This window comes from Oryzomicrobium sp. (genome assembly GCF_036820405.1).
Classification (GTDB): domain Bacteria; phylum Pseudomonadota; class Gammaproteobacteria; order Burkholderiales; family Rhodocyclaceae; genus Oryzomicrobium.
The window spans coordinates 192158-215901 of record NZ_DAISLS010000001.1 but is presented as its reverse complement, the minus strand read 5'-3'; the positions used below and the strand labels follow the sequence as shown (position 1 = coordinate 215901).

At 67.1% G+C, this 23744-nt stretch carries 20 protein-coding genes and 1 pseudogene; 11 read left to right on the top strand and 10 right to left on the bottom strand.

Going from position 1 to position 23744, the window contains the following annotated elements:
- Positions 1–27 precede the first annotated feature (27 nt).
- Positions 28–1038 (top strand): hypothetical protein, encoded by a 1011-nt coding sequence (locus V7Z98_RS01010; protein ID WP_334156643.1) that lies wholly within the window; start codon positions 28–30, stop codon positions 1036–1038.
- Positions 1039–1112: 74 nt separating this feature from the next.
- On the opposite strand, the gene V7Z98_RS01005 is transcribed toward V7Z98_RS01010, so the two are convergent.
- Positions 1113–2291 carry a DUF2863 family protein gene (locus tag V7Z98_RS01005; protein ID WP_334156642.1) on the bottom strand — a complete coding sequence of 393 codons (1179 nt, stop codon included), beginning with the start codon at positions 2289–2291 and terminating at the stop codon, positions 1113–1115.
- Positions 2292–2437: 146 nt separating this feature from the next.
- Positions 2438–4558 carry a site-specific recombinase gene (locus V7Z98_RS01000; RefSeq protein ID WP_334156641.1) on the bottom strand — a complete coding sequence of 707 codons (2121 nt, stop codon included), beginning with the start codon at positions 4556–4558 and terminating at the stop codon, positions 2438–2440.
- Positions 4559–4649: 91 nt separating this feature from the next.
- Here V7Z98_RS01000 and yaaA point away from each other — a divergent pair, with 91 nt between their 5' ends.
- The 3 genes from yaaA (at position 4650) to V7Z98_RS00985 (ending at position 6381) form a co-directional block, all read left to right on the top strand.
- A complete protein-coding gene (gene yaaA, locus V7Z98_RS00995) occupies positions 4650–5432 on the top strand; it encodes a peroxide stress protein YaaA (RefSeq protein WP_334156640.1) in 783 nt (260 codons plus the stop codon).
- Positions 5433–5556: 124 nt separating this feature from the next.
- Complete coding sequence (locus tag V7Z98_RS00990) at positions 5557–5943, top strand: VOC family protein (RefSeq protein WP_334156639.1); 387 nt, start codon at positions 5557–5559, stop codon at positions 5941–5943.
- A 60-nt stretch (positions 5944–6003) separates the two neighbouring features.
- On the top strand, positions 6004–6381 hold the full coding sequence (locus V7Z98_RS00985; RefSeq protein ID WP_334156638.1) for a VOC family protein: 378 nt from the start codon (positions 6004–6006) through the stop codon (positions 6379–6381).
- Positions 6382–6396: 15 nt separating this feature from the next.
- Here V7Z98_RS00985 and V7Z98_RS00980 read toward each other — a convergent pair whose 3' ends face one another.
- Positions 6397–7416 carry a LysR family transcriptional regulator gene (locus tag V7Z98_RS00980; RefSeq protein ID WP_293265231.1) on the bottom strand — a complete coding sequence of 340 codons (1020 nt, stop codon included), beginning with the start codon at positions 7414–7416 and terminating at the stop codon, positions 6397–6399.
- 203 nt (positions 7417–7619) lie between these two features.
- Between V7Z98_RS00980 and V7Z98_RS00975 the strand changes: the two genes are divergently transcribed.
- The 4 genes from V7Z98_RS00975 to V7Z98_RS00960 all read left to right on the top strand — a co-directional run bounded on the left by V7Z98_RS00975 (position 7620) and on the right by V7Z98_RS00960 (position 14771).
- Positions 7620–8546: an alpha/beta hydrolase gene (locus tag V7Z98_RS00975; RefSeq protein ID WP_334156637.1), complete on the top strand. Its 927-nt coding sequence runs from the start codon at positions 7620–7622 to the stop codon at positions 8544–8546.
- Positions 8547–8686: 140 nt separating this feature from the next.
- Positions 8687–9931, top strand: coding sequence for an efflux RND transporter periplasmic adaptor subunit (locus tag V7Z98_RS00970; protein WP_334156636.1), 1245 nt, complete (start codon positions 8687–8689; stop codon positions 9929–9931).
- A 20-nt stretch (positions 9932–9951) separates the two neighbouring features.
- Positions 9952–13167 (top strand): efflux RND transporter permease subunit, encoded by a 3216-nt coding sequence (locus V7Z98_RS00965; protein WP_334156635.1) that lies wholly within the window; start codon positions 9952–9954, stop codon positions 13165–13167.
- A 20-nt stretch (positions 13168–13187) separates the two neighbouring features.
- Positions 13188–14771 (top strand): efflux transporter outer membrane subunit, encoded by a 1584-nt coding sequence (locus V7Z98_RS00960; protein WP_334156634.1) that lies wholly within the window; start codon positions 13188–13190, stop codon positions 14769–14771.
- A gap of 348 nt (positions 14772–15119) precedes the next feature.
- Here V7Z98_RS00960 and V7Z98_RS00955 read toward each other — a convergent pair whose 3' ends face one another.
- The 7 genes from V7Z98_RS00955 to V7Z98_RS00925 form a co-directional block, all read right to left on the bottom strand.
- Positions 15120–15764, bottom strand: coding sequence for a MarC family protein (locus V7Z98_RS00955; RefSeq protein WP_334156633.1), 645 nt, complete (start codon positions 15762–15764; stop codon positions 15120–15122).
- A 91-nt stretch (positions 15765–15855) separates the two neighbouring features.
- Positions 15856–16410, bottom strand: coding sequence for a YbhB/YbcL family Raf kinase inhibitor-like protein (locus V7Z98_RS00950; RefSeq protein WP_334156632.1), 555 nt, complete (start codon positions 16408–16410; stop codon positions 15856–15858).
- A gap of 77 nt (positions 16411–16487) precedes the next feature.
- Positions 16488–17300, bottom strand: a complete 813-nt coding sequence (locus V7Z98_RS00945; protein WP_334156631.1) for a helix-turn-helix transcriptional regulator — start codon at positions 17298–17300, stop codon at positions 16488–16490.
- 35 nt (positions 17301–17335) lie between these two features.
- On the bottom strand, positions 17336–17782 hold the full coding sequence (locus V7Z98_RS00940) for a YchJ family protein (protein ID WP_334156630.1): 447 nt from the start codon (positions 17780–17782) through the stop codon (positions 17336–17338).
- Positions 17783–17838: 56 nt separating this feature from the next.
- Positions 17839–18405 (bottom strand): PIN domain-containing protein, encoded by a 567-nt coding sequence (locus tag V7Z98_RS00935; protein WP_334156629.1) that lies wholly within the window; start codon positions 18403–18405, stop codon positions 17839–17841.
- Between the two features lie 8 nt (positions 18406–18413).
- Complete coding sequence (locus tag V7Z98_RS00930) at positions 18414–19583, bottom strand: NAD(P)/FAD-dependent oxidoreductase (protein WP_334156628.1); 1170 nt, start codon at positions 19581–19583, stop codon at positions 18414–18416.
- Between the two features lie 107 nt (positions 19584–19690).
- A complete protein-coding gene (locus V7Z98_RS00925; protein ID WP_334156627.1) occupies positions 19691–20512 on the bottom strand; it encodes a mechanosensitive ion channel family protein in 822 nt (273 codons plus the stop codon).
- A gap of 216 nt (positions 20513–20728) precedes the next feature.
- On the opposite strand from V7Z98_RS00925, the gene V7Z98_RS00920 reads away from it, so the two are divergent.
- The 3 genes and pseudogenes from V7Z98_RS00920 to V7Z98_RS00910 all read left to right on the top strand — a co-directional run.
- The gene (locus V7Z98_RS00920) at positions 20729–21577 is read left to right on the top strand and encodes a 3-hydroxybutyryl-CoA dehydrogenase (protein ID WP_293265280.1); all 849 of its coding nucleotides are present in this window, start codon (positions 20729–20731) and stop codon (positions 21575–21577) included.
- A 197-nt stretch (positions 21578–21774) separates the two neighbouring features.
- Positions 21775–23190, top strand: a complete 1416-nt coding sequence (locus V7Z98_RS00915) for a saccharopine dehydrogenase NADP-binding domain-containing protein (protein ID WP_334156626.1) — start codon at positions 21775–21777, stop codon at positions 23188–23190.
- A gap of 104 nt (positions 23191–23294) precedes the next feature.
- A pseudogene (locus V7Z98_RS00910) lies at positions 23295–23720 on the top strand (IS3 family transposase); the annotation flags it as partial.
- Positions 23721–23744 lie beyond the last annotated feature (24 nt).

Sequence of the window (23744 nt, the reverse complement as noted above, 5' to 3'; positions counted from 1 at the left end):
TGTAAGTTTTTATAGGTGATGATAAAAATGACATCGTTCTTTTTGTATGGGAAGGGGATGATGAAAAAAATATTGGTTGGTTGCTTTTTTTGTTTTTTTGCAATGAATTCATTTGCAGAAGTAACGGTATATCAAGCACTAAAGATTCTCAGGACAGAAAGCCAGGAAGGAGTTGTTGGCCTTCTTCTTTCGGAAGATATGAGCAATCCTAAGCGCCCCGATGCTTGGGAAGCAGAAGAAGTTGACGAAGTCGTGGCCGAACTTCCAGCTGATTACCTAAAGCCTCTTTTGTTGAGCAAGCAATTTGAATCATGGCCGGCTGCCCGGAAAAAAGTGGTGATCAGTGGCTTGTTTCGGCCGAGTACCAATGTTCTGAAAAGAATCAGATCCGGATCGCCCCAAGGCGATTTTTTCCTGTTCGTCAAAGAGGACTACAGGCAGCGTCTGGAGTTGGTGCGCGAGTATGCGGGAAAAAACAACCAATGGCAGGTGTGGGGAAGTGAGTTCTTGATAGTGGCTTCAAACTTTACGAATGCCGAGGGGGTTTCATTTCTGTTGAGTCAGGGGATAAAACCCAAAGGAAACGTTGTCAGCGCGGCACTTGAGGCCAGGAGGATGCAAAAGGCTGGGTATTTAACTGCGCTCGCGACGGTTGATGATCAGTTTGGCGTGGTTATGCAACTGATTGATGCCGGCGGTGACGTCAATGCCTTGAAGTCCAGTGTGCCTCCCTTGTTTTTTGCGTTGCGCCAAGTCTATATAGCCAACGAGTGTGAGTCAGATACCTTGAAGCCCTTGGGTGTGGGTACTCCTCAAGGATTGGGTGGAACTCCGCGGCTGGTTAGAGAAAAATGTGGTGCCGGCCAGCATTTCGGGAGTCAGGATGTCGCACTGAAATTAGTTGAAACATTGCTGGCACATGGTGCGAAAATTCCAAAAGATCTCCCCGAGGGGGTCGGTAGCCCGAAAGATTGGGTTAGAGTCAGTGGATTGCCAGGAGCGGAAAATCTGTTGAAGAAACACAATTTGTATTTTTGACGGGCTGGAAAGAAAAACCCCGCTGTGCGATGTGCAACAGCGGGGTTTTTCTTTGGTGAGCGAGATCGCAAGCGTTAGTGCAGCATCCCGCCTGCCGCGCCGTGGGCCGGTTGTTCCGGCATTTCAGCGTGGATCAGTTCGCCTTCTTTGTTGGGATACAGGGGGCTGCCGCAGTCGTCGCAGAATTCCAGGGGGAAGCGGTGATCGTGGATGGTCACGTCCTGGAAGCCGGCTTCGGCGAGGATGGCTTCGATTTCCGGCACCACTTCGGCGTTGTCGTCCTCGGTGCCGAGCAGGGGCCAGACCACGCCGTAGTAGATGTCGTCCGAATCCCGGGGGCCGAGACCGATGCGGTATTCCTCCAGGCGCTGGTCGTGGAAGGGGCCGATCACCGCCTTCATGGCCGCCGGCTCCAGGTTCACCGTGGTCTGTAGGAAGGCGATGGCGGCGCGCAGGGAATAGGGGCGCGAAGCCTGGTCGGTCTGGCGGCAGGCGGCGTGGTAGGCGTCCGGCAGTTGCGGCTGGAAGGCGCAGCCGGGCAGCAGGGTTTCCACCGTGGGGCCGGCCTGGGCGATCCATTGGGCGAGGGCCTTGTCCTTGTCGCCGTCGGGCTCGTTCCAGCGGAACAGGGCTTCGCCTTGGGGCACGGCCACCGCCGCCAGCAGGTAGCGGGTGTCGGAGAGGAAACGGTTGGTTTCCGGCAAGTCCTTGGCGTTGAGCTTGAAGTCGCGGCCGGTGAGGGCGCGCACGCCCAGTTCGCAGGTGATCTGGAAGGTTTCACAGAAGCTGCGCGGCAGTTGGTCCGGCGAGAAAAGGAAGTTGGCCAGGGCCACCTTGGCGTTCTTGGCCAGCACGTGGCCCGCCAGTTGCGCCTTGAGGGCGCCCAGGGTCTCCGCGGCGAGGGGCGCGGCGGGAATCGAGAAGCGGGACCAGGCCAGCACTGGGCAGGCTACCAGCAGCACGTCCCAGACCTTGCCGTCGTGGTTGAGCCGGGTGCTCTCGGCCCGGGATTCGACCATGTCGGCCAGTTCGTCGTGGGCCGGGCCGTCGGCCTCGAACAGCTGGTCCAGGGCGGCGGTCAGGTCGGCCTCGTTGTCGTCGCGCAGCAGTTCGTCCACCGCGCTGGCGAGGCGGGGTTCCCAGTAGGCGTCTTCCAGCTTGCCGCCGGAGCGGGACAGGCCGGTCGAGAGCCAGACAAGCTGGGCGGCTTCCCGGGGGAGGTGGGAGCGGGCGGAGGAACGGGGTTTTCTCATGGCGGAAGCACTTAATGGCGCGGCCCGGAGGGTGTCCGGGCCGTGTGTAATGTAGCGGTCATCGATTCTACCAGACCCGGGGCCTTTCCCCCGCCGGGGCGGGCGGGAGGGCGGCCCGGCAGCGGGTCCGGGCAGTGGGGGCAAAATCAGGCTTGCGATTCCCGCGGGCGCTCTTGTTCTCCATCCCTCGGAGCGTCGGGTGCGGCCTCGGCCAGCACCGGCTCCACCGCCGGCGCGGGATCGGGCAGGGCCGGGCGGGGAGGGAGGAAGAATTCCCGTGGATGGCTCCACAGCCGGCGCAGCACGCTGCGGCCGAGCTGGCGGCCCTGGGCGAAGGTGACGCCCCGGGCGCGCAGGGCGACGAACAGGGCCAGTGTGAAGCTCACCAGCAGGTTGGTCAGGCCGATCAGGGCCACCCCCAGCACCGCCGGCAGCCAGATACCCAGCGGCACGCCAAAGTCCAGGGCCACCGTGGCGAAGCCCAGGTTGGCCGACGAGAAGGCGATGTGGCGGATGTCGATGGGCAGGCCGAACAGCACGCCGATGGCCCACACGCCGCCGAGCATGAAGCCGAAGAAGAAGTTGCCGGCCAGGGCCCCCAGGTTGTTCTCCACGTAGCGGGCCACCCGGCGCATGCGCGCCTCGCCGAACAGGGTCTGGGGCCACTTCAGGCGCAGGATGCGCTCCGGGATGCGGTTGTAGGCGCACAGGTTGTCGTAGTAGCCGGCGAGCAGGCCGGAGAGGAACAGGCAGACGCCGGCAATGGCGGCGTAGATGATCGCGCCGCTGTGCCAGGGATGGACCTCTTCGAGCATGTGCAGGGCCTTTTCCGGCCCGACGAAGTGTTCTCCGGCCACGCCGCGGACGAGCAGGGCCAGGATGAAGGCGGTGGGGATCGCCAGGCCCACGTTGCCGATGATGGCGGCGATCTGGCTGCGGATGGTGCGGGCGATCAGGGTGGCCAGGTTCTCCAGGTCGCGCACCTTGCCGCTAGCCTCGCCGATGGAGGCAGCGATGGCGTTGGCGGTCATGGCCGGCTGCTTGGTGGCCACGGTGAAATGCAGCATGTGGATCAGCACGAAGCCCAGGCCGTAGTTGAGGCAGAAGGACAGGGCCTCGTTGAGTGGGGCGAAGTGCTGCTTCGACAGGATCACCTTCAAAGCTGCCATGAAGGCGACGATGAAGCCCGCCCCCAGGGCCGAGCGCAGCAGCGAGAAATACTCGGGCCGGCTCTCGGTGATGTAGTGCTCGCCGGTGTGGCCGGCGTTTTCGGTGACGCGCAGGGCCAGCAGTTCCACGTTCTGGCGCAGGTAGTGGCGCAGGTTGTTCTTGCGGCACTCGGCCCGGATCAGGGCCACCATCAGCACGGCGATGCGCGGCAGCAGGTGGGGCAACTGGCTGGCGGTGTCCTTGTCGTCGTGCAGGCCGGAGAGGATGTCCACCAGGGTTTCGGTGCGGCGCAGGTTCTGCTTGAGGCGTTGCAGCTGGAAGGTCAGGGATAGGCTGGTGCCGGCCCGGGCCGCCCGGCTGCGGATGCGCTCGGCCACGTCGCGGCACTGGCCGAGCAGCACCAGAAGATGTTTTTCGTCGAGCTTGTCGTTGCTCGGATCGGCCCACCAGGCCTCGTACTTGTCCAGGTAGGCGAGCATTTCCACGTTCTGGGCCAAAAACGGCGAGGCGAACTTCTCCAGGGCTGGTTCCAGGCGCAGCACCTCCGGCTCCAGGCCGATGGCGGAGATGCGGTAGGACAGCACCCGCAGGGCTTCCAGCACCTGGGCTAGGGGATGGGGGGGAGGGCCGTCCCGGCCTTCGTCCAGTTCGTCGAAGCGCAGGGCGTGGAGCAGGTCGGTCCAGGTGTCCAGCCCCACCTCCTGCACCCACAGCTGGTCGCTGGCCTTGTGGAAGAGGGTGGCCACCACGTCGCGCAGGGTGGATAGATCCACCACGTCGGGCAGGATGGTGCGGGACAGGCGCCGGCTTGACTCGGTGAAGAAGCCGGTGTTGGGGAAGACCCCGGTGTCCACGTACAGGGACACCTGGCGGCGCTCGGTCATCAGGCCCCAAAGGGCCTGGCGCAGGGCGGCGCGCTGTTCGGGATGCTGGCCGAGTTGGAAGCACAGGGCCTGGATGGCCTGGCGGGCGGCTTCGCCGTCGTGGGCACGCCTGGGGCGGATGTGCTCGACCAGTTCGGTAAGCAGTTCCACCGGGTCGTTGCCGTTCTCGACGAGGGCGATGAGGCGTTGCAGCAGATCTTCCATGACATTCATGGTCTTGTTCTTTTCCCGTGGCGAATTTGTCGAATGTATGTGCTTTTTACCGTGCCATAATTTTTCGACGTTTTTTGTAAAGGATTGTGCCGTGCATTTCGTGATTTCGCCCGCCAAGAGCCTGGATTTCGAGACTCCCGCCCCGATCGAAACGGCCAGCCAGCCACGCTTCCTCGACCGTTCCGCGGCCCTCATCGAGACCCTGCGCCCCCTGTCGCCGGCGGACCTGGCCAAGCTGATGGACATTTCCGATCCGCTGGCCGTGCTCAACGTCACCCGCTACGCCGACTGGCGCCCCGAACACGCGCCGGGCAACGCCAAGCAAGCGGTGCTGGCCTTCAACGGCGACGTCTACGAAGGGCTGGACGCCGCCAGCCTGTCGGCCGCCGACCTGGCCTACGCCCAGGACTACCTGCGCATTCTTTCCGGTCTCTACGGCGTGCTGCGCCCCCTCGACCTGATCCACCCCTACCGGCTGGAAATGGGCACCAAGCTGGCCAACCCGGGGGGCAAGGACCTCTACGCCTTCTGGGGCGAAACCCTGACCGACAGCCTCAACGCCGAACTGGCCCAGGCCCCGGCCGGCAGCGCCGCCCTGGTGAACCTAGCCTCCGAAGAGTACTTCAAGGCGGTCAAGCCCAAGAAGCTGGCGGCGCCGGTGATCGATTGCGTGTTCGAGGACTGGAAGGGCGGCAAGTATAAGATCATCAGCTTTTATGCCAAGCGCGCCCGGGGACTGATGGCCCGCTACGCCATCACCAACCGCATCGACCGGCCCGAGGGCCTGAAGGGCTTCGACCTGGAAGGCTACGGCTTCGATGCCGACGCCTCCGAGGCCCGTCGCCTGGTCTTCCGCCGCCGGCTGGAAGGCTGACCCCTGGCCCGCGCCGGGGCGGCGTTCGCCGTTCTGGCGACATCCTGCCGACGTGCTAGGGTGAAACCTGGCGCCGGCCGACGCCCGGTGGGCCGGCCGGTGCAACACGAACAAGGAGCTTCCCATGATCGATCACACCGGCCTGGTCGTCAGCGACTTCGCCAAGAGCAAGGCTTTCTATACCCAGGCCCTGGGCGCCATCGGCTACGGCCTGCTCATGGAGCTTCCCGCCTCGGTCACCGGCAACGCCGACGTGGCGGGCTTCGGCGAGCCGCCCAAGCCCGATTTCTGGATCAGCCGGGGCACCCCCAACCAGCCGCCCATCCACGTGGCCTTCCGCGTCGCCAGCCGCGCCCAGGTGGATGCCTTCCACGCAGCGGCCCTGGCCGCCGGCGGGCGGGACAACGGGGCTCCGGGGCTGCGCCTCCACTACCATCCCAACTACTACGGCGCCTTCGTCCTCGATCCGGACGGGCACAACATCGAAGCGGTGTGCCACGAGCCGGAGTGAGCAGGAGCCTGCTCTCCGGCACGGCGGCATGAAGGTTCTCTCTCTGCGCAAGGAATCCCCATGGGTAATCCAGTCGGCTGGTTCGAGATCTACGTGCAGGACATGGCCCGGGCCAAGGCCTTTTACGAAACCGTTTTCGACGTCCAACTGACCAAGCTGGCGGACACCGAGTTCGAGATGTACGCCTTCACCATGACCCAAGAAGGCTACGGCGCCTCTGGCGCCCTGATCCGCATTCCCGGTTATCCGCCGGCCGGGGCCGCGGCCAACAGCGTGCTGGTCTATTTCCACTGCGCCGATTGCGCCGTGGAGGCCGGCCGGGTGGCGGCGGCGGGCGGGCGCATCGAAACGCCCAAGAAGGCCATCGGGCCCTACGGCTTCATCGCCCTGGCAGTGGATAGCGAAGGCAACACCATCGGTCTGCACTCCATGCAATAAGCCCGGTGGGCCGGGTCAGAAGATGCACTCGGCCCGGTTGTGCTGCTCGATCACCGTGCGCAGGGTATGGGGCTCGGGTGTGCTGGGCGAGACGAAGGTGCACACCTTCGGGTCGTATTCCTCGTCCCGGCCGCTTAGCAGCGGACAGCTGGAGAACAGTTCCGCCACCCAGTCCACGAAGGCCCGCACCTTGGGCGACAGGTGCCGGTTTTGCAGGTACACCACCGAGATCGGCATGGGGCTTGGCTTCCACTCGGGCAGCACCTCCACCAGTTCCCCCGACTCCAGGTAGGGCAGGACCATGAAGCGGGCCGGCTGGATCAGGCCGAAGCCCTTCAGCGCGCAGGCCACGTAGGCCTCGGAATCGTTCACCGAGATGCGGCCGTGCACCTTCACCTCGGTGCTCTTGCCCTCCACCACGTAGTCCCAGTCGATGGTCCGTCCGGTGCGGGTCGAGAAGTAATGCACCGCCTGATGGTCCTGCAATTCCTCCAGGGTTCTGGGGGTGCCGAAGCGTTCCAGGTAGGACGGTGCGGCGCAGGTGACGCTCTGGAAACTGCCGATGCGCCGCGCCACCAGGGACGAATCCTGCAACTCGCCGACCCGGATCACGCAATCCACCTGCTCCTGCACCAGATCCACCGGCCGGTCGCCCATGCCCAGGGCGATCTCGATCTCCGGGTGGCGGCTGTGGAACTCACACAGGCGCGGAATCAGGATCAGCCTGCCGATGGAGGGGGGCACGTCCAGGCGCAGCCGGCCCCGGGGCACCCGGGCCACGTCGCGGAAGGCGGCCTCGGTTTCCTCGACTTCGGTCAGGATGCGGGCGCAGCGCTCGTAATAGGCCGCCCCGTCCGGGGTCAGGCTGACCTTGCGGGTGGTGCGGTTGAGCAGGCGCACCTGGAGCATGGCTTCCAGGTTCTGGATGGTGGTGGTTACCGTGGCCCGGGGCAGGCCCAGGCTTTCGGCGGCGCGGGTGAAGCTGCTGGTGTCCACCACCCGGGTGAAGACCTGCATGGCTTGAAAACGGTCCATCGGGGTGTCCTTGCGTGATCCGGCCCGGCAGGTGGGCGGGGGAGGGGAATGCTGAATCCCGGAATTCCCGGAGTGGGATTGTTCGGTATTGCCGAATAGTGTTGTCGTGAATTGTATGTTTATCCAATCCACTTTAACACCGAGAATGCGCCCATTCCAACATTCCAAACGACTGGCCGGATCGTCCCGGCCGGCTTTGCCCCATGGACCCCCTTCTTGCTTCGGAGCTGGTTGAAAACGCGATGAACGGCAGCGCCGCCACCGGCGTCGCTGCCCCGCCGGCTGACGTCGCCGAAGCTTCGGCCCCCTTGCAGGTGGATGAGCAGCGCATCGACGGCCATGCCGCCCCCCTGCCGCTGCGCCTCTACCACCCGGCGGGAGCCAGCGGCCTGCCGGTGGTGCTGTACTTCCACGGCGGCGGCTTCGTTTCCGGCAGCATCGACGACGCCGACGGGGCGGCCCGCTACCTGGCCCGGGCTGTGCCGGCCCTGGTGGTGGCGGTGGGTTACTCCCTGGCGCCGGACTGGCCGTTTCCCGCCGCGCCGGAGGATGCCCACGCCGCCGCCTGCTGGGCGGCGGCCCAGGCCCACCGCTACGGCGGCGACGCCGGCCGGCTGGCCGTTGCCGGCGACGACGCCGGGGGCAACCTGGCCGCCTGCCTGGCCCTGATGGCCCGGGACCGGCACGGCCCGGCGATTGCCGCCCAGGTGCTGGTGGGACCCATGCTCGACCCGAGCATGACCCTGCTAGGGGATGCGGTCCGGCTCAATTCCGACCTGGACGAGGCCACCTGCGCCGACTGCTACCGCCAGTACCTGCCCCACACCCAACAGCGCCTGCACCCCTACGCCTCACCCCTGGAATCGCGCCGCCTGGGCGGCCTGCCACCGGCCCTGATCGCCACCGCCGAGTGCGACGTGCTGCACAAGGAGGCGGAAAAATACGCCGCCGCCCTGATCGCCGTCGGGGTGCCGATCCAGGTGTCGCGCTACGGCCGCGTGCAGCACGGCCACCTGCGCGACCACCAGCCCACCCTGGCGGAAGCCGCCGACTTTCTGCGCCGCCACCTGGCGTCCGACCCCCGCGGCGCCGCGCCGCCTCCCTCCTGTTGTCCCGAATGCAGCGCTTGACCTTGCCGCCGTGGCAAGGCCGACGCTGTTGCGGCTGACCTTTCACCGTCCCTGACCACTCCCGTTTTTCCTCTCCCGGCTCCGCCTTGCGCGGCCCGGGCCGGCCCTCGTCATCCTTGAATTTTCGTATGGAGCCTGCCATGACCCGACGCTTCTCCCTCACCGCCACCCGCCTGGCGGTGGCCGCCGCCCTTACCGGCACCGCCGCCCTGGGCGGCCTGGCCTTGTTCTACGCCCACCCCGGCACGGCGGTGGCTGCCTCGGCCCCGCCGCCGCCGGCGGTGGACGTGGCCGAGGTGACCAAACGTTCGGTCACCGACTGGCAAGCCTATTCCGGCCGCCTGGAAGCGGTGGACCGGGTCGAGGTCCGCCCCCAGGTGTCCGGCACCGTCACCGCCGTCCATTTCAAGGATGGCAGCCTGGTCAAGAAGGGCGACGTGCTGTTCACCATCGACCCACGCCCCTACGCCGCCGAAGTGGCCCGGAGCCAGGCCCAGCTCGCCGCCGCCGAGGCCCGGGTGGCCTACACCGGCGCCGACGTGGCCCGGGGCGAGCGGTTGCTGGCCGACAACGCCATCGCCCGGCGCGACTTCGAAGAAAAGCAGAACGCCGACCGGGAGGCCCGGGCCAACCTGCAAGCGGCCAAGGCGGCCCTCAAGGTGGCCGAGCTCAACCTCGAATACACCCGCATCGCCGCGCCGATCGCCGGGCGCATGTCCCGGGCCGAGGTGACCGTGGGCAACGTGGTGGCCCCAGGCACGGCCAACGCACCCCTTACCACCTTGATGTCGGCCAACCAGATGTACGCCGCCTTCGACGTGGACGAGCAGAGCTACCTCAAGTACGTGGCCGCCGCCCGGGGCGCCGCCGGCAGCGCCCTGCCGGTGTTCCTCGGCCTGGCGGACGAGGACGGCTATACGCGTCCGGGGCGCATCGCCTCGGTGGACAACCGGCTCGACACCACCTCGGGAACGATCCGGGTGCGCGCCCTGTTCGACAACGCCGACGGTCGCCTGCTGCCCGGCCTCTATGCCCGGGTGCGCCTGGGCGGCGGCCAGCCCCGGGAGGCCCTGCTGATCGACGAAAAGGCGGTGGGCACCGACCAGGACAAGCGTTTCGTACTGGTGGTGGGCGAGGGCAACCGCACCGCCTACCGGCAAGTGCGCCTCGGCGCCGTCCAGGACGGCCTGCGGGTGGTGGAAGACGGCCTCAAGCCGGGGGAGCGCATCGTGGTCAACGGCTTGCAGCGGGTGCGTCCCGGCGATGCGGTGACGCCCCAGCCGGTGGCCATGGGCGCCACCAAGGCCCCTGCCGATTCGGCCACCGCCGCCGCAGCCAAGACGGCACAGTCCGCCAAGGCTGCCGCCGCCGATAACAATACCTGATCCCTTGCGGGGGGAGTGCCATGAACATATCCAAATTCTTCATCGACCGGCCCATCTTCGCCGGCGTGCTGTCGGTCCTGATCCTGCTGGCCGGGGTGCTGGCGGTGTTCCAGCTGCCCATTTCCGAATACCCGGAAGTGGTGCCGCCCTCGGTGGTGGTGCGCGCCCAGTACCCGGGCGCCAACCCCAAGGTGATCGCCGAGACCGTCGCTGCGCCCCTGGAGGAATCCATCAACGGCGTGGAAAACATGCTGTACATGCAGTCCCAGGCCAACAGCGACGGCAACCTGACGGTGACCGTGTACTTCAAGCTCGGCATCGACCCGGACAAGGCCCAGCAACTGGTGCAGAACCGGGTCTCCCAGGCCCTGCCGCGGCTGCCCGAGGACGTGCAGCGCCTTGGCGTGACCACGGTGAAAAGCTCGCCGACCCTGACCCTGGTGGTGCACCTCATCTCGCCGGACGACCGCTACGACGCCACCTACCTGCGCAACTACGCGGTGCTCAACATCAAGGACCGCCTGGCCCGGCTCAACGGGGTAGGGGAGGTCTCGATCTGGGGCGCCGGCAACTACGCCATGCGGGTCTGGCTCGATCCCCAGAAGGTGGCCCAGCGCGGGCTGACCGCCAGCGAGGTGGTGCGCGCCATCCGCGAGCAGAACGTGCAGGTGGCCGCCGGGGTGATCGGCGCTTCGCCCACGGTGGGCGACGTGCCCCTGCAATTCTCGGTGAACGCCCAGGGCCGCTTGCAGACGGAGGAAGAGTTCCGCGACATCGTGCTCAAGACCGCCCCCGACGGCGGCGTCACCCGCCTGGCCGACGTGGCCCGGGTGCAGCTGGACGCGGCGGAATACGGCCTGCGCTCCCTGCTCAACAACAAGCCGGCCATCGGCATGGGCATCATGCAGTCCCCCGGCGCCAACGCCCTGGATGTGTCGTCCCAGGTGCGCGAGGCCATGGCCGACCTGGCCAAGGACTTCCCCGCCTCGGTGGAATACCGCATCGAGTACGACCCCACCCAGTTCGTCCGGGCCAGCATCAAGGCGGTGGTGCATACCCTGCTGGAGGCCATCGCCCTGGTGGTGCTGGTGGTCATCGTCTTTTTGCAGACCTGGCGGGCCTCGATCATCCCGCTGCTAGCGGTGCCGGTGTCCATCGTCGGCACCTTCTCCCTGATGCTCGGCTTCGGCTATTCGATCAACGCCCTGTCCCTGTTCGGCATGGTGCTGGCCATCGGCATCGTGGTGGACGACGCCATCGTCGTGGTGGAGAACGTGGAGCGCAACATCGAGGCCGGGCTGACGCCCAGGGAGGCCACCTACCGGGCCATGCGCGAGGTCAGTGGGCCCATCATCGCCATCGCCCTGACCCTGGTGGCGGTGTTCGTGCCCCTGGCCTTCATGACCGGCCTCACCGGCCAGTTCTACAAGCAGTTCGCCATGACCATCGCCATTTCCACGGTGATCTCGGCGTTCAACTCCCTGACCCTGTCCCCGGCCCTGGCGGCCATGCTGCTCAAGGGCCACGGCAGCGAGCCGGACTGGCTGACGCGGCAGATGAACCGCTACCTGGGCCGCTTCTTCGCCGCCTTCAACCGTTTCTTCGGCCGGGCGTCGGACAACTACGGCCGGGGCGTGAAGGGCGTGCTGGCGCGCAAGGCTTCGGCCATGGGGGTCTATGCGGTGCTACTCGGCCTCACCGTGGGCCTGGCCTACCTGGTGCCCGGGGGCTTCGTGCCGGCTCAGGACAAGCAGTACCTGATCGGCTTCGCCCAGCTGCCCAACGGCGCCTCCCTGGACCGCACCGAGGCGGTGATCCGCAAGATGGGCGAGATCGCCCTGGAGCAGCCCGGGGTGCAGAGCGCCATTGCCTTCCCCGGCCTGTCCATCAACGGCTTCACCAACAGCTCCAGCGCCGGCATCGTCTTCGCCACCTTGAAGCCCTTCGACGAGCGGCGCGGCAAGAACTTGTCGGCGGACGCCATCGCCGGGGCCCTCAACCAGAAGTACAGCGCCCTGCAAGAGGCTTTCGTGGCGGTCTTTCCGCCGCCGCCGGTGATGGGCCTGGGCACCCTGGGCGGCTTCAAGTTGCAGATCGAGGACCGGGGCGCCCTGGGCTATGCCGAGCTGGACAAGGCGGCCAAGGCCTTCATGGCGGGAGCGGCCAAGGCGCCGGAGCTGGGTCCCATGTTCTCCAGCTACCAGATCAACGTGCCGCAGCTGGACGTGGACCTGGACCGGGTCAAGGCCAAGCAGCAGGGCGTCTCGGTGACCGACGTGTTCGACACCATGCAGATCTATCTTGGCTCCCTGTACGTGAACGACTTCAACCGCTTCGGCCGCGTGTACCAGGTGCGGGCCCAGGCCGACGCGCCGTTCCGCGCCCGGCCCGAGGACATCCTGCAACTCAAGACCCGCAACCGGGACGGGGAGATGGTGCCCCTGTCGTCCCTGGTCAAGGTCAAGCCCGGCTTCGGCCCGGAAATGGTGGTGCGCTACAACGGTTTCACCGCCGCCGACATCAACGGCGGCCCGGCCCCCGGCTTCTCTTCGGCCCAGGCCGAGGCGGCGGCGGAGCGGGTGGCGGCGGAAACCCTACCCCGGGGCGTCAAGTTCGAATGGACCGACCTGACCTACCAGAAGATCCTGGCGGGCAACGCCGGCATCTGGGTCTTTCCCATCAGCCTACTGCTGGTGTTCCTGGTACTGGCCGCCCAGTACGAGAGCCTGACCCTGCCCCTGGCGGTGATCATGATCGTGCCCATGAGCATCCTGGCGGCCCTCACCGGCGTCTGGCTCACCGGCGGCGACAACAACATCTTTACCCAAATCGGCCTGATGGTGCTGGTGGGGCTGGCCTGCAAGAACGCCATCCTCATCGTCGAGTTCGCCCGGGAGCTGGAGATGCAGGGCAGTACGCCGATCCGGGCCGCCATCGACGCCAGCCGGCTGCGCCTGCGCCCGATCCTGATGACCTCCATCGCCTTCGTCATGGGCGTGGTGCCCCTGGTCACCTCCAGCGGCGCCGGTTCCGAGATGCGCCATGCCATGGGCGTGGCCGTGTTCTTCGGCATGCTCGGCGTCACCTTCTTCGGCCTCTTCCTCACCCCGGCCTTCTACGTGCTGCTGCGCACCCTGGACAAGCGCCACAAGCTTCATTCCGCCGCGCCCCACGAAGCGCCGCTCACCGCCCACTCGGCCCATGTGCCCCAGGCGGCCCACGACGCGAGCCACTGAACGGAACAGGACCCTTCATCATGACCCAACGTTTCAACTCCTCCCGGGGGCTGCCGCTGCTGCTCGCCAGCCTGCTGGTCCTGGCCGGCTGCTCCCTGGCCCCGACCTATGAGCGCCCCCTGCTCGACACCCCGGCGGCCTTCAAGGAGGCCGCCGCCGGCGATAGCCAATGGAAGCCCGCCCAGCCCGCCGAGGCTCAGCCCCGGGGCGACTGGTGGACGATCTTCGCCGACGACACCCTCAACGCCCTGGAGAACCAGGCCCTGGCCGCCAACCAGGACCTGAAGGCGGCCGCTGCCCGCCTCGCCCAGGCCCGGGCCCTGGAGCAGAACGCCCGCTCCGGCCTGTTCCCCCAGGTCGGTGTCGGCTTCGGGCCGACGCGCCAGCGCCCGTCCCCCGCGTCCCAAGGGCTGGCGGCGGATGCAGACACCACGCCCACCACCCTATGGCGCGCCCAGGGCACCGTAGCCTACGAGGCTGACCTGTTCGGCCGGGTGCGCTCCGGGGCCGATGCCGCCGGGGCCGACGCCCTGCAACAGCGGGCCCTGTTCCAGTCGGTGCTGCTGGCCTTGCAGGCGGACGTGGCCCAGGCCTACTTTCTCGTCCGCGAGCTGGACGCCACGGCCGCCCTCTACAGCGAGACGGTGGAACTGCGCGGCCAGACCCTGCGCCTCTTCCAGCGCCGTTTCGACGAAGGCGACATCAGCGAACTGGACCTGGCCCGGGCGAGAACCGAACTGGCGGCGGCCCAGTCCGAAGCCCTCGGCGTGGCACGCCAGCGCGCCGTGGCCGAGCACGCCCTGGCGATTCTGCTGGGGCAGGCGCCTGCCGCCTTTTCACTGCCGCCCCAGCCCTTGGCGCGCCTGACCGTGCGCATTCCCGCCGGCCTGCCCTCGGCACTTTTGGAGCGACGCCCGGACATCGCCGCCGCCGAATACGCCATGGCCGCCGCCAACGCCCGCATCGGCGCGGCCCGGGCCGCCTACTTCCCGCGCCTCAACCTGACTGGCGCCTTCGGCTATGAATCCGCCGACCTGGGCGACCTGTTCAAGTGGAGCAGCCGCAGCTTCCTGCTCGGCCCCCTGGTGGGCACGGCGCTCAGCCTGCCGCTGCTGGACGGCGGTGCCCGCCGCGCCGGGGTGGATTTCGCCAACGCCAAGCACGAGGAAGAGGTGGCCAACTACCGCCAGGCGGTGCTCAAAGCCTTCAAGGAGGTGGAAGACAACCTGGCCGGCCTGCGCCTGCTCGATGCCCAGAACCAGGCCCAGGACGAAGCGGTGAGCGCCTCGCGCCGCGCCGCCCGGCTCTCCCACATCCAGTACCGGGAAGGCTCGGTGAGCTACCTCAGCGTGATCGACGCCGACCGTAGCGTGCTGCAACAGCAGCGCGTCGCCGTCAGCCTGGACGGGGAGCGTGCCCGGGCCACCGTGGGGTTGATCCGGGCGCTGGGCGGGAGCTGGGGCGAGGCCCCGGCGCCGGCGGCCGGAGCGAGCGATCCGGCGGCCCCGGCTGCGGGCCAAGCCGCGGCGGCGACCGGTTCGGCGCCTTCCGCCGCGACCCCGGCTGGCGCGACCGCCGGCCCCATGGCCACAGCCGCGAAGTAGGGCGGCGAAGTAAGGGCGAGGCGAGCCCTTGGCCGGCGCCCGCCATTGACCTGCCGGCACCGCCTCCGCTGCCGGGACGGTGCCGCCCTTGCCGCCGGATGGGAATCAAACCTCCTGTCCGGCGGTTTTTTTATGCATGCCCCGGAAAGGCGCGTGGATAAAGGCGCTTGGCGATGCCTATCTGGAACCCCGCACCCCTATTGGCGTTGCGCGATGCCTGCCTGGAGATCGGCCACTGGCGCGGGGAAGCGGGGAGGGGATATGCTGCGCGCGGTTCGGGTCAGCCGCAATTCCACTGAATGGAGGTTGCCCACGGCAGCGGCAAACAGCGCAAATAAAGCGCCTGGCCTAACCGGGAATCAGCACCGGGAACAGGCTGCGCAGCCCGGTGGCCATCATCTCCACCGCCATGGTGGCGAGGATGAAGCCGCCCACCCGGGCCACCAGGTCCAGGGTCGCCTGGCGGATTTGCCGCTCGGCCCGGCAGGCCAGGTGAAAGCTCACCCAGCACGACAAGCCCACCATGACGATGGGCAGGATCACGTGGATCAGGTCCACGTAGCTATGCCAGGCGCTGTTGGCCATCACGTAGCTGAACGCCGCCGGTCCTGCCAGCAAAGGCACCGCCAGGGGAATGATCGATGCCTTGCCCAGAGGCACCGCCAGCGCCCCGTCCGCCGCCGGGGGCGAACCCTTGAAGCTGGTTTCCTTGCCCAGCACCATGGCGATCGCCAGCAGCAGCACGATGATCCCGCCCCCCACCTGCATCGCCCCCAGGGACACCCCGAGCAGCCCCAGCAGCGGCATGCCGAGAAAGGTGGCCACCAGCAGCGCCACCGTCACGCTCACCCCGATGGTCCGGGCAAAACGCACCTTGCCGTGAGCGTCCAGCCCCTCGGCGGAGGCCAGGAACACCGGAATCATCGTCACCGGCCCGACCAGGGCGAAGAGGGTGACGGCTTTTTTGAGGGTTAGGGCGGCGATGAGGAGCATGGGGCTTTTTGAGCAGGAGGCGGCCCCTCGTGGGGCCGGGCCTCAAATCTGTGCAGTGTTTTGTGCGGCGTTAGGAGGCGGGAGCTGGGATTCAGCGGGAATAGATTGCCTGGAGGGTTGCGTTCCCCAGGCTGTTGGCATTGAGCATGAAGCCAACCATAGCCGCAGAGGCATCCGCTGCCAAGTCGAGGCGTTCGACCTTGAGCGCATGGACGGTGATCCGGTAGCGATGGGGCTGGCTCCCGGCAGGCGGGCAGGCACCGCCGTAACCTGGAGTGCCAAAGTCGGTCCGGGCCTGGATGGCGCCTGGAGGAAGGGATTTGCCGTCGGGACTGCCGGCGCCGGCGGGCAACCCGCTTAGCGACGCCGGGATGTCATAGACCACCCAATGCCACCAGCCCGAACCCGTCGGCGCATCGGGATCGTACATCGTGACGGCAAAGCTCTTGGTGCCTTGGGGGGCATCCTTCCAGGCAATGGCCGGGGACTGGTTGCCCCCATGGCAGCCAAAGCCGTTGAGGACATGGGTTTCCGGCAGCCGGGCGCCTTCCTTGACGGTGGTGCTGGTGACGGAGAAACCGTCGGCGCAGGCGGACATGGCGTAGCAGGACAGTAAGGCGGCGGCGGTATAAGCGATGAGCTTCATCTTCTGGCTCCATATGGTTGAGTGGCCGTCCGATGTTCAGACCTTTCCTTGATTTCCGGTTATCCGCTTTCTGCCGATCATTGTTCAGTTTCTTTCAGCCGTGCCCGCACGACGGAGGGTGGGACGCCCCATCGTTCCTGGAATACGGCCGAAAAGCGGCTGTGGGATTCCCAGCCGCAGCGCTGGGCGACCTCGCCCACGGACAGGCTGGTGGTTTGCAGCAAGCCGAGGGCGGTTTCCAGGCGTACTTCCCGCACCAGGGCGCCCAGGGTGATCCTGTCGTCGTCCAGGCGGCGGCGCAGGGACGATTCGCTGAGATGAAAGGTGTCGGCCAGGGATTTTGCCGTCCAGTCCGCGGCGGGATGGTTGCTCACCAGGCGGCGTATTCGCTCGCACCAGCCGACCTCGTTTTTCGGCACGAATCGGTGGCCTGCCTCGGCAAGCATCAGCAGAACCTCCATGGTGCGATGCTGGAGAATTTGCCGGGACATGGGCTTCGCCTTGAGGGGCGGCAAGGTGCGTTGGACGGCTTCGCGAAACTGCTCGTCGGTCGGCACGATGCGGGCGGCGGTGATGGCGTTGGCCTGCGGCAGTTCGAAGCGGCTCATGTCCTGGAGCACGGCATCGTCAAAAGACAGGGCCACGGCCTCATAGCGGCCGCTCCCGCCCGGGTCGTTCACGATGTCCCATCGCGTGCCGCCGGCCACCAGCGCCGCTTCGTTGCGACGGGCCAGCAATACATCTCCGGGACCGTGTAGCCCCTTGGCGCCACTGAGCACTACCACGAGCAGGTTGTCGTGCACGGCCAGCGTTTTCAGGCGGTAACACCGGGAGGCAAAGACTTTGGCGCCGAAATTGAGTCGCGGGCTGGGAAGGGGGGAATGGTCCATTGGAAGAATCTAGGGCGAGAAGAGGAACGGCGCCGTCAGGGGTGCTCTATTCGCCCATCCACATAAAACCACCGCCCATCCTCCCGCACGAACCGGCTCGTCTCCACCAGCCGGTGCGCCCGTCCCCCCACCTTGTAGCGGGCGACGAAAGCCACTTCGGCTTTCTCTCCATCGGGACTATGACGCTTGACCTCCAGCCCCAGCCATTGGGCCGGTGGCTCGTCGGCCAGGCCCAGGGCGGCGGGGCGGGTGGTGGGGTGCCAGGTGGCGAGCAGGTAGGGTTCCAGGCCCAGAACGTAAGCGCTGTAGCGGGAGCGCATCAGGGCTTCGGCGGTGGGGGCGGGGGGCGCCTCGGCGAAGGGTTCGGCGTGGTAGGGGGCGCAGCAGGCGGCGTAGGGGCGGCCGGTGCCGCAGGGGCAGGGGCCTTGGGGCTGTTGCGGGGTGCCGTGGGAGGCGAGTTTGTCGGGCTTGGTGCGGGTCATGAGGCTGAATCTAGGGCTTGATTGAGGGCCGGTTTGGGGCCGATGTGTGGCTGGATTTACGGATTCGGCGTCGCAAGCAGCGTGGCTTGATCCGCCAGGCGCTCGCCCGCCAGCAAGGCGGCCAGTTCTTCCGGCAGGAGCACCCGGTAGGGCAGGGGATTGAGGCGGCGGCGGTTGAGGCGCAGCACTTCCTTGTCCCGGCTGACCAGCCACAGGGCGCCGGCCCGGGCGGCCAGTTCGACGAACTTCTGGTCATCCTTGTCGCGGCAGTGGGGCAGGCCGCTGGCGGTATCCGGATCGGCCGGGGCGATCAGCTCCACCCGGGCGGCGTAGGCGGCGTGGAATTCGGCTTGCTCGTCGGCGGCCAGGGCGAATTCGGGGTAGGTGAGCACCCGGGCCAACTCGTCCAGGGTGGTGGCGTCGGCGCAGGGGCGCAGGGCACCGCTGTCGATGGCCTCGGCCAGGGGTGCGATGGACGGCCCCCGGGGTGGCTTGTTCTGGGCCAGGGCCCGGGGGCGGTAATAGAAGAGGTCGAGCACCGCGTTGGTGTCGAGCACGACCCGGCGCGGCGGGGCATCTGCCCGGGGGCCGTGGGTTGCCGGGGTGCTTGCTGGATTCTGCATCGCGCCGCTCATTGCGTGGCTCCGGCCGGGGCCACGCCCTGCTCCAGCCCCAGCCGCTCACAGGCCAGTTCGGCCAGGGCCAGGCAGGAGGTGAGGCCCGGGGATTCGATGCCGTAAAGGTGGAGCAGGCCGGGGATGCCGTGGGTTTCCGGCCCTTGCAGGCTGAAATCGGCGGCGGGCTGGTCGGGGCCGTTGATCTTGGGGCGCACGCCGGAATAGGCCGGGGCCAGGGCGTGGTCGGGCAGGTCCGGCCAGTAGCGGCGCACCTCGCCGTAGAAGCGCTCGGCCCGGGCCGGATCGACCCGGTAGTCGAAGGTGGCCGGATCAGCCGCCACGCCCTGGTCGGGCAGCCATTCCACGTCCGGGCCGAAGCGGGCCTGGCCGCCCAGGTCCAGGGTCAGGTGCACCCCCAGGCCGCCGGGTTCGGGCACCGGATAGATCAGCCGGGAGAAAGGCGCCCGGCCCGACAGGCTGTAGTAGTTGCCCTTGGCGAAATGCACCGGGGGCAGGTGCTCGGCGCCATAGCCGGTGAGGCGGGAGGCGACCCGGGGGGCGTACAAGCCGGCGGCGTTGATGACCAGGCGCGGGGCCAGTTCCATGGCGTCGCCGCCCTGGCCCACGGTGAGGGTGAGGCCGTCGCGGCTGGCCCAGCCCTCGATCACCGGGCTGCCCAGGGCCAGGCTGGCGCCCTGGCGTTCGGCGTCGCCGAGCAGGGCCAGCATCAGGCCGTGGCTGTCGATGATGCCGGTGGAGGGGGAGAGCAGGGCGCCGTGGCAGTACAGCGCCGGTTCCAGGGCTTGGGCCTCGGCGGCGGTGAGCTGGCGCAGGTCGGTGACGCCGTTGGCCTCGGCCTTGGCGCGGATGGCTTCCAGTTCTCCCACCTGGGCGGCGCTGGTGGCCACGATCAGCTTGCCGCAGCGCTGGTGTGCCACGCCGTAGTCGGCGCAGAAGCGGTAGAGCAGTTGCCGGCCGGCGACGCACAGGCGGGCCTTGAGGGAGCCGGCCGGGTAGTAGAGCCCGGCGTGGATGACTTCGCTGTTGCGGCTGGAGGTTTCCTGGCCGATGGCCGTATGGGCCTCGACCACCACCGTTTCGATGCCGCGCCGGGCCAGGGCCCGGGCACAGGCCAGGCCGACCGCGCCGGCCCCGATGACTACCGCGCCGACTGATTCGGCCATGTCACATCCTCGTTACGACAAAACCTTGCCATTGTACGAGGCTGTCGGGCGGTGGCGGCCCTGCCGATGACGGGATGGGCAGGGCCGGCGGCTGCCGGGTTAAGGCATCAGGGGGCCGGCTGCTGCATTACCACCACCTGGGCCGGCATGGGGGCGGGGAAGCCGGCGGCGGTGAGGGCTTCGCGGATCGCCCGGTTGCCGTCGAAATAGACCTGCCAGTAATTGTCGTTGTGGCAGTAGGGGCGCACCGCCAGCACCGGCCCGACCAGGTTGAAGTCGAGGATTTCCACTTCCGGCGGCGGGTCGGCCAGCACGTTGTCCACCGCCAGCAGTTTTTCCCGCAGCAGCACCATGGCCGCCGCGTGGTCGGCGCTGCCGGCCAGCTGGCACTTGAGGTCGACCCGGCGGTAGGGGTTGGCGGTGAAGTTCTGGATGGTGTCGCCGAAGATCCGGCCGTTGCCCACCAGGGTCATCACGTTATCCGGGGTGTTGATGGTGGTGGCGAACAGGCCGATTTCCTTGACCCTGCCGGTGACGCCGCCGGCACTGATGAAGTCGCCGACCTTGAAGGGGCGCAGCACGACGAGAAAGATGCCCGCCGCCAGGTTGCCGAGCAGCCCGCCCCAGGCGGCGCCGATGGCCACGCCGATGCCGGCCACCAAGGCGGCGAAGGTGGTGGTCTGGACCCCGAAATAGCCGAGGATGGCGACGATCAGGATGATGTTCAGGGTGACCGCAACGAAGCTGCCGACGTAGCGCACCAGGGTCGGATCGACCTTCTGCCGGGCCATGGCCTGTTGCAGCAGGCGTTCGGCCAGGCCGATCAGCCAGCGGCCGACGACCCAGAAGAGGATGGCGCCGACGACCTTGATGCCGATGTCGGTGGCGTAGGTCATGATCAGTTGGCGGTAACTGTCGAGATTTTCCATGGCGGTCTTCCGAGCGGGGTTGGGGGGAATTGGCGCGCTGCAATGACGAACGTATAACGATCCAGCCTAGACGGGAAATGTGCCAATTGCACGCACGGCGGCAGGGGGTAGGGCAGGTTGGCGGGGAGTCCCGACGGCGGTATGATGCAGCGCTCCCATACGTCTGCGTATGGAACCACGCACTCCGCTGCACCACTGACTACAAGGAGAGTAGGGATGTCCCAGCAAAAAATCGGCGTCGTCGGCGCCGGCACCATGGGTAACGGCATCGCCCAGGCCTTCGCCGTGGCCGGCTTCGAGGTGATCCTCACCGATATCGCCCAGCCCGCCCTCGACCGCGCCGTGGCCACCATTTCCGGCAGCCTGGACCGGCTGATCAAGAAGGAAAAGATGACCGAGGCGCAGAAGGCCGCCGCCCTGGCCAAGATTTCCACCGCCACCGACACCCAGGCCCTGGCCGTCGCCGACCTGGTGATCGAGGCCGCCACCGAGAACCTGGAACTGAAGACCAAGATCTTCAAGCAGCTCGACGGCCTGATGAAGGCGGACGCCATCCTGGCTTCCAACACCTCCTCCATCTCCATCACCAAGCTCGCCGCCGCCACCGGCCGCGCCGACCGGGTGATCGGCATGCACTTCTTCAACCCGGTGCCGATGATGGCCCTGGTCGAAGTGATCCGTGGCCTGCAGACCTCGGACGCCACCTACGCTACCGTGGAAGCCATCTCCAAGGCCGTGGGCAAGACCCCGGTGCAGGTCAAGAACAGCCCGGGCTTCGTGGTCAACCGCCTGCTCTGCCCGATGATCAACGAAGCCATCTTCGCCCTGGGCGAAGGCCTGGCCGAAGCCGCCGCCATCGACGAAGCGATGAAGCTCGGCTGCAACCACCCCATCGGCCCCCTGGCCCTGTGCGACATGATCGGCCTGGACGTGGAACTGGCGGTGATGCAGGTGCTGTTCGAAGGCACCAAGGACCCGAAGTACCGTCCGGCTCCTCTGCTGGTGGAAATGGTCGAAGCCGGCTACCTGGGCCGCAAGACCGGCAAGGGCTTCTTCACCTACTGATCCCGGGCGCGCGGTGTGCATGGCGCACCGCATATCGGGAACAAGCAGGAACAGGCAAAAAGGCAGGGCGGGATTTTTCCCGCCCTGCCTTTTTTGTTGCATGTTTGTTGCATATGCCGCCGGCGGAATACTCCCGGATTGTTACAATGTCATATCCAGGGGGCGAGAAGGCAGGGAGAACCTGCCCAGATTCCAACGTGACGACACAAACCAATCAAGCGCTTCATGCGTTCAGCGGCAGCTATGCGGGAACGATCCTGTTCGTCGGCTTCGGCAGCGTCGGCCAGGCGCTGCTGCCGCTGCTGTTCCGCCATTTCGACCTGTCGCCCAGGCAGATCCGCATCGTCACCGCCGACGAACGGGGGATGGATGTCGCCACCCTGTTCAACGTGGCCTTCACGGTCCAGCCCCTCACTCCGGAAAACCACCGGGAGGTCCTGGGGCGGCTCCTGCCCCGGGGCGGGATTCTCATCAACGTCTCGGTCGATGTCGCCTCCCTGAGCCTGATCGACTGGTGCCAGGACCACGGCGTGCGCTACCTGGACACCTGCATCGAGCCTTGGGTGGGGGGCTACACCGATCCGGCCCTGCCCGTGGAGCACACCACCAACTGGTGGCTGCGGGAGCAGGTCCTCGCCCGCCGCGGCCCGGGGCGGCCCACTGCCGTGGTGGCCCACGGCGCCAACCCCGGGCTCATCAGTCATTTCGTCAAGGCGGGGCTCGAACGGCTCGCCGGGCTGCGCGGCGTAGCGTTTGCAGCATCGGCTGGCAGCCACGCCGAGCTGGCCCGGGACCTGGGCGTCCGGGTCGTCCAGATCGCCGAGCGGGACACCCAGCACGGCGGTCCGCCGTTGCCTCCGGGCGGCTTCGCCAACACCTGGTCGGCCGACGGGCTGATGGCCGAGGCCTTCCAGCGGGCCGAACTGGGCTGGGGCAGCCACGAAGGCGCCCTGCCGGCCGGCGCGACTCCGCTCGGTAGCGGCGGGCGCAGCCTGTACCTGCCCGAGCCGGGCGTGCGGACCCGGGTCCGCTCCTGGGTGCCCTCGGCCGGGGAGCAGAGCGCCTACCTGCTGACCCACCACGAATCCCTATCCATCGCCGACCTGCTGACCGTCGCGGACGGCGCGGGAGCCCCGGAAGTCTCGGAAGTCCCGGCCTATCGGCCCACGGTGTATTACGCCTACCGGCCCTGCCCGGCGGCGGAGACCTCCCTGGAGGACTGGGCCGCTTCCGGCTTTGCCGAACTCGGTTACAAGTTCCTGCTGCGCAATGATCTGAGCGGCGGCGGCGACGAGCTGGGCGCCTTGTTCGTCTTCGACGGCGGGACCTACTGGTACGGCTCCACCCTGACGCTGGAAGAGGCGCGCCACCTGGCTCCGTGCAACAACGCCACCACCTTGCAGGTGGCGGCGCCCCTGCTGGCCGCCGTGGCCTGGCTGGTGGAGCACCCGGACGAGGGCGTGGTCGAGGCCGAATCCCTGGACCACGAATTCGTGCTGGACATCGCCCGGCCCTACCTGGGGCGGATCGAGGGCATCCTGTCCGCCTGGAATCCGAAAAGCATGGGCAGGGCGGGCGGCTTGCAGTTTTCCGACTTTATCGTCGCGTCCTGAGGAGGGACGATGAAACGTTCGCAACAGGTTGGGCGGCTCCCGGTCCAGATCGCCGAACCCAAGAAGCGCACCACTTGGACCTATAACGGCGATGGAGGCACCTACTGTGTTCGCGGCAGGTGGTTGGCTGGTCGATGCAATCCCGCATAGCAACCGATCTGGCTCTCAACGCACTATTGATGGCCGTCTGGCGCCGGCAGCCCAAATCGGCGGTGACCATCCACTCCGACCAGGGCCGCCAGTTCAGCAGTCATGAATGGCTGGCGTTCCTGAAGGCCCATAACCTGGTGGCCAGCATGAGCCGGCGCGGCAACTGCTACGACAACGCTGTGGCCGAGAGCTTTTTCCAGCTTCTCAAGCGGGAGCGGATTCGTCGGAAGATCTACGCTGATCGCGAGGAAGCCCGGCGGGATGTCTTTGATTACATCGAGCTCTTCTACAACCCGAAACGCCGCCATGGTTACGCTGGCAGCATGGCTCCGGTAGAGTTCGAAAAGCAGTATTTCAACCGGCTCGAAAGTGTCTACTGAAACCGGGGCGATTCAAATCGAAAG

Excerpts from the sequence above, each read along its gene's own strand:
- V7Z98_RS00935 (WP_334156629.1), bottom strand. The coding sequence starts at position 18,405 with ATGCAGAATCCAGCAAGCACCCCGGCAACCCACGGCCCCCGGGCAGAT.
- V7Z98_RS00940 (WP_334156630.1), bottom strand. The coding sequence starts at position 17,782 with ATGACCCGCACCAAGCCCGACAAACTCGCCTCCCACGGCACCCCGCAA.
- V7Z98_RS00970 (WP_334156636.1), top strand. The coding sequence starts at position 8,687 with ATGACCCGACGCTTCTCCCTCACCGCCACCCGCCTGGCGGTGGCCGCC.
- V7Z98_RS00960 (WP_334156634.1), top strand. The coding sequence starts at position 13,188 with ATGACCCAACGTTTCAACTCCTCCCGGGGGCTGCCGCTGCTGCTCGCC.
- V7Z98_RS01000 (WP_334156641.1), bottom strand. The coding sequence starts at position 4,558 with ATGAATGTCATGGAAGATCTGCTGCAACGCCTCATCGCCCTCGTCGAG.
- V7Z98_RS00930 (WP_334156628.1), bottom strand. The coding sequence starts at position 19,583 with ATGGCCGAATCAGTCGGCGCGGTAGTCATCGGGGCCGGCGCGGTCGGC.
- V7Z98_RS00955 (WP_334156633.1), bottom strand. The coding sequence starts at position 15,764 with ATGCTCCTCATCGCCGCCCTAACCCTCAAAAAAGCCGTCACCCTCTTC.
- V7Z98_RS00925 (WP_334156627.1), bottom strand. The coding sequence starts at position 20,512 with ATGGAAAATCTCGACAGTTACCGCCAACTGATCATGACCTACGCCACC.
- V7Z98_RS00920 (WP_293265280.1), top strand. The coding sequence starts at position 20,729 with ATGTCCCAGCAAAAAATCGGCGTCGTCGGCGCCGGCACCATGGGTAAC.
- V7Z98_RS00975 (WP_334156637.1), top strand. The coding sequence starts at position 7,620 with ATGGACCCCCTTCTTGCTTCGGAGCTGGTTGAAAACGCGATGAACGGC.
- V7Z98_RS00965 (WP_334156635.1), top strand. The coding sequence starts at position 9,952 with ATGAACATATCCAAATTCTTCATCGACCGGCCCATCTTCGCCGGCGTG.
- V7Z98_RS00980 (WP_293265231.1), bottom strand. The coding sequence starts at position 7,416 with ATGGACCGTTTTCAAGCCATGCAGGTCTTCACCCGGGTGGTGGACACC.
- V7Z98_RS00990 (WP_334156639.1), top strand. The coding sequence starts at position 5,557 with ATGATCGATCACACCGGCCTGGTCGTCAGCGACTTCGCCAAGAGCAAG.
- V7Z98_RS00945 (WP_334156631.1), bottom strand. The coding sequence starts at position 17,300 with ATGGACCATTCCCCCCTTCCCAGCCCGCGACTCAATTTCGGCGCCAAA.
- V7Z98_RS00950 (WP_334156632.1), bottom strand. The coding sequence starts at position 16,410 with ATGAAGCTCATCGCTTATACCGCCGCCGCCTTACTGTCCTGCTACGCC.
- V7Z98_RS01005 (WP_334156642.1), bottom strand. The coding sequence starts at position 2,291 with ATGAGAAAACCCCGTTCCTCCGCCCGCTCCCACCTCCCCCGGGAAGCC.
- V7Z98_RS00985 (WP_334156638.1), top strand. The coding sequence starts at position 6,004 with ATGGGTAATCCAGTCGGCTGGTTCGAGATCTACGTGCAGGACATGGCC.
- V7Z98_RS01010 (WP_334156643.1), top strand. The coding sequence starts at position 28 with ATGACATCGTTCTTTTTGTATGGGAAGGGGATGATGAAAAAAATATTG.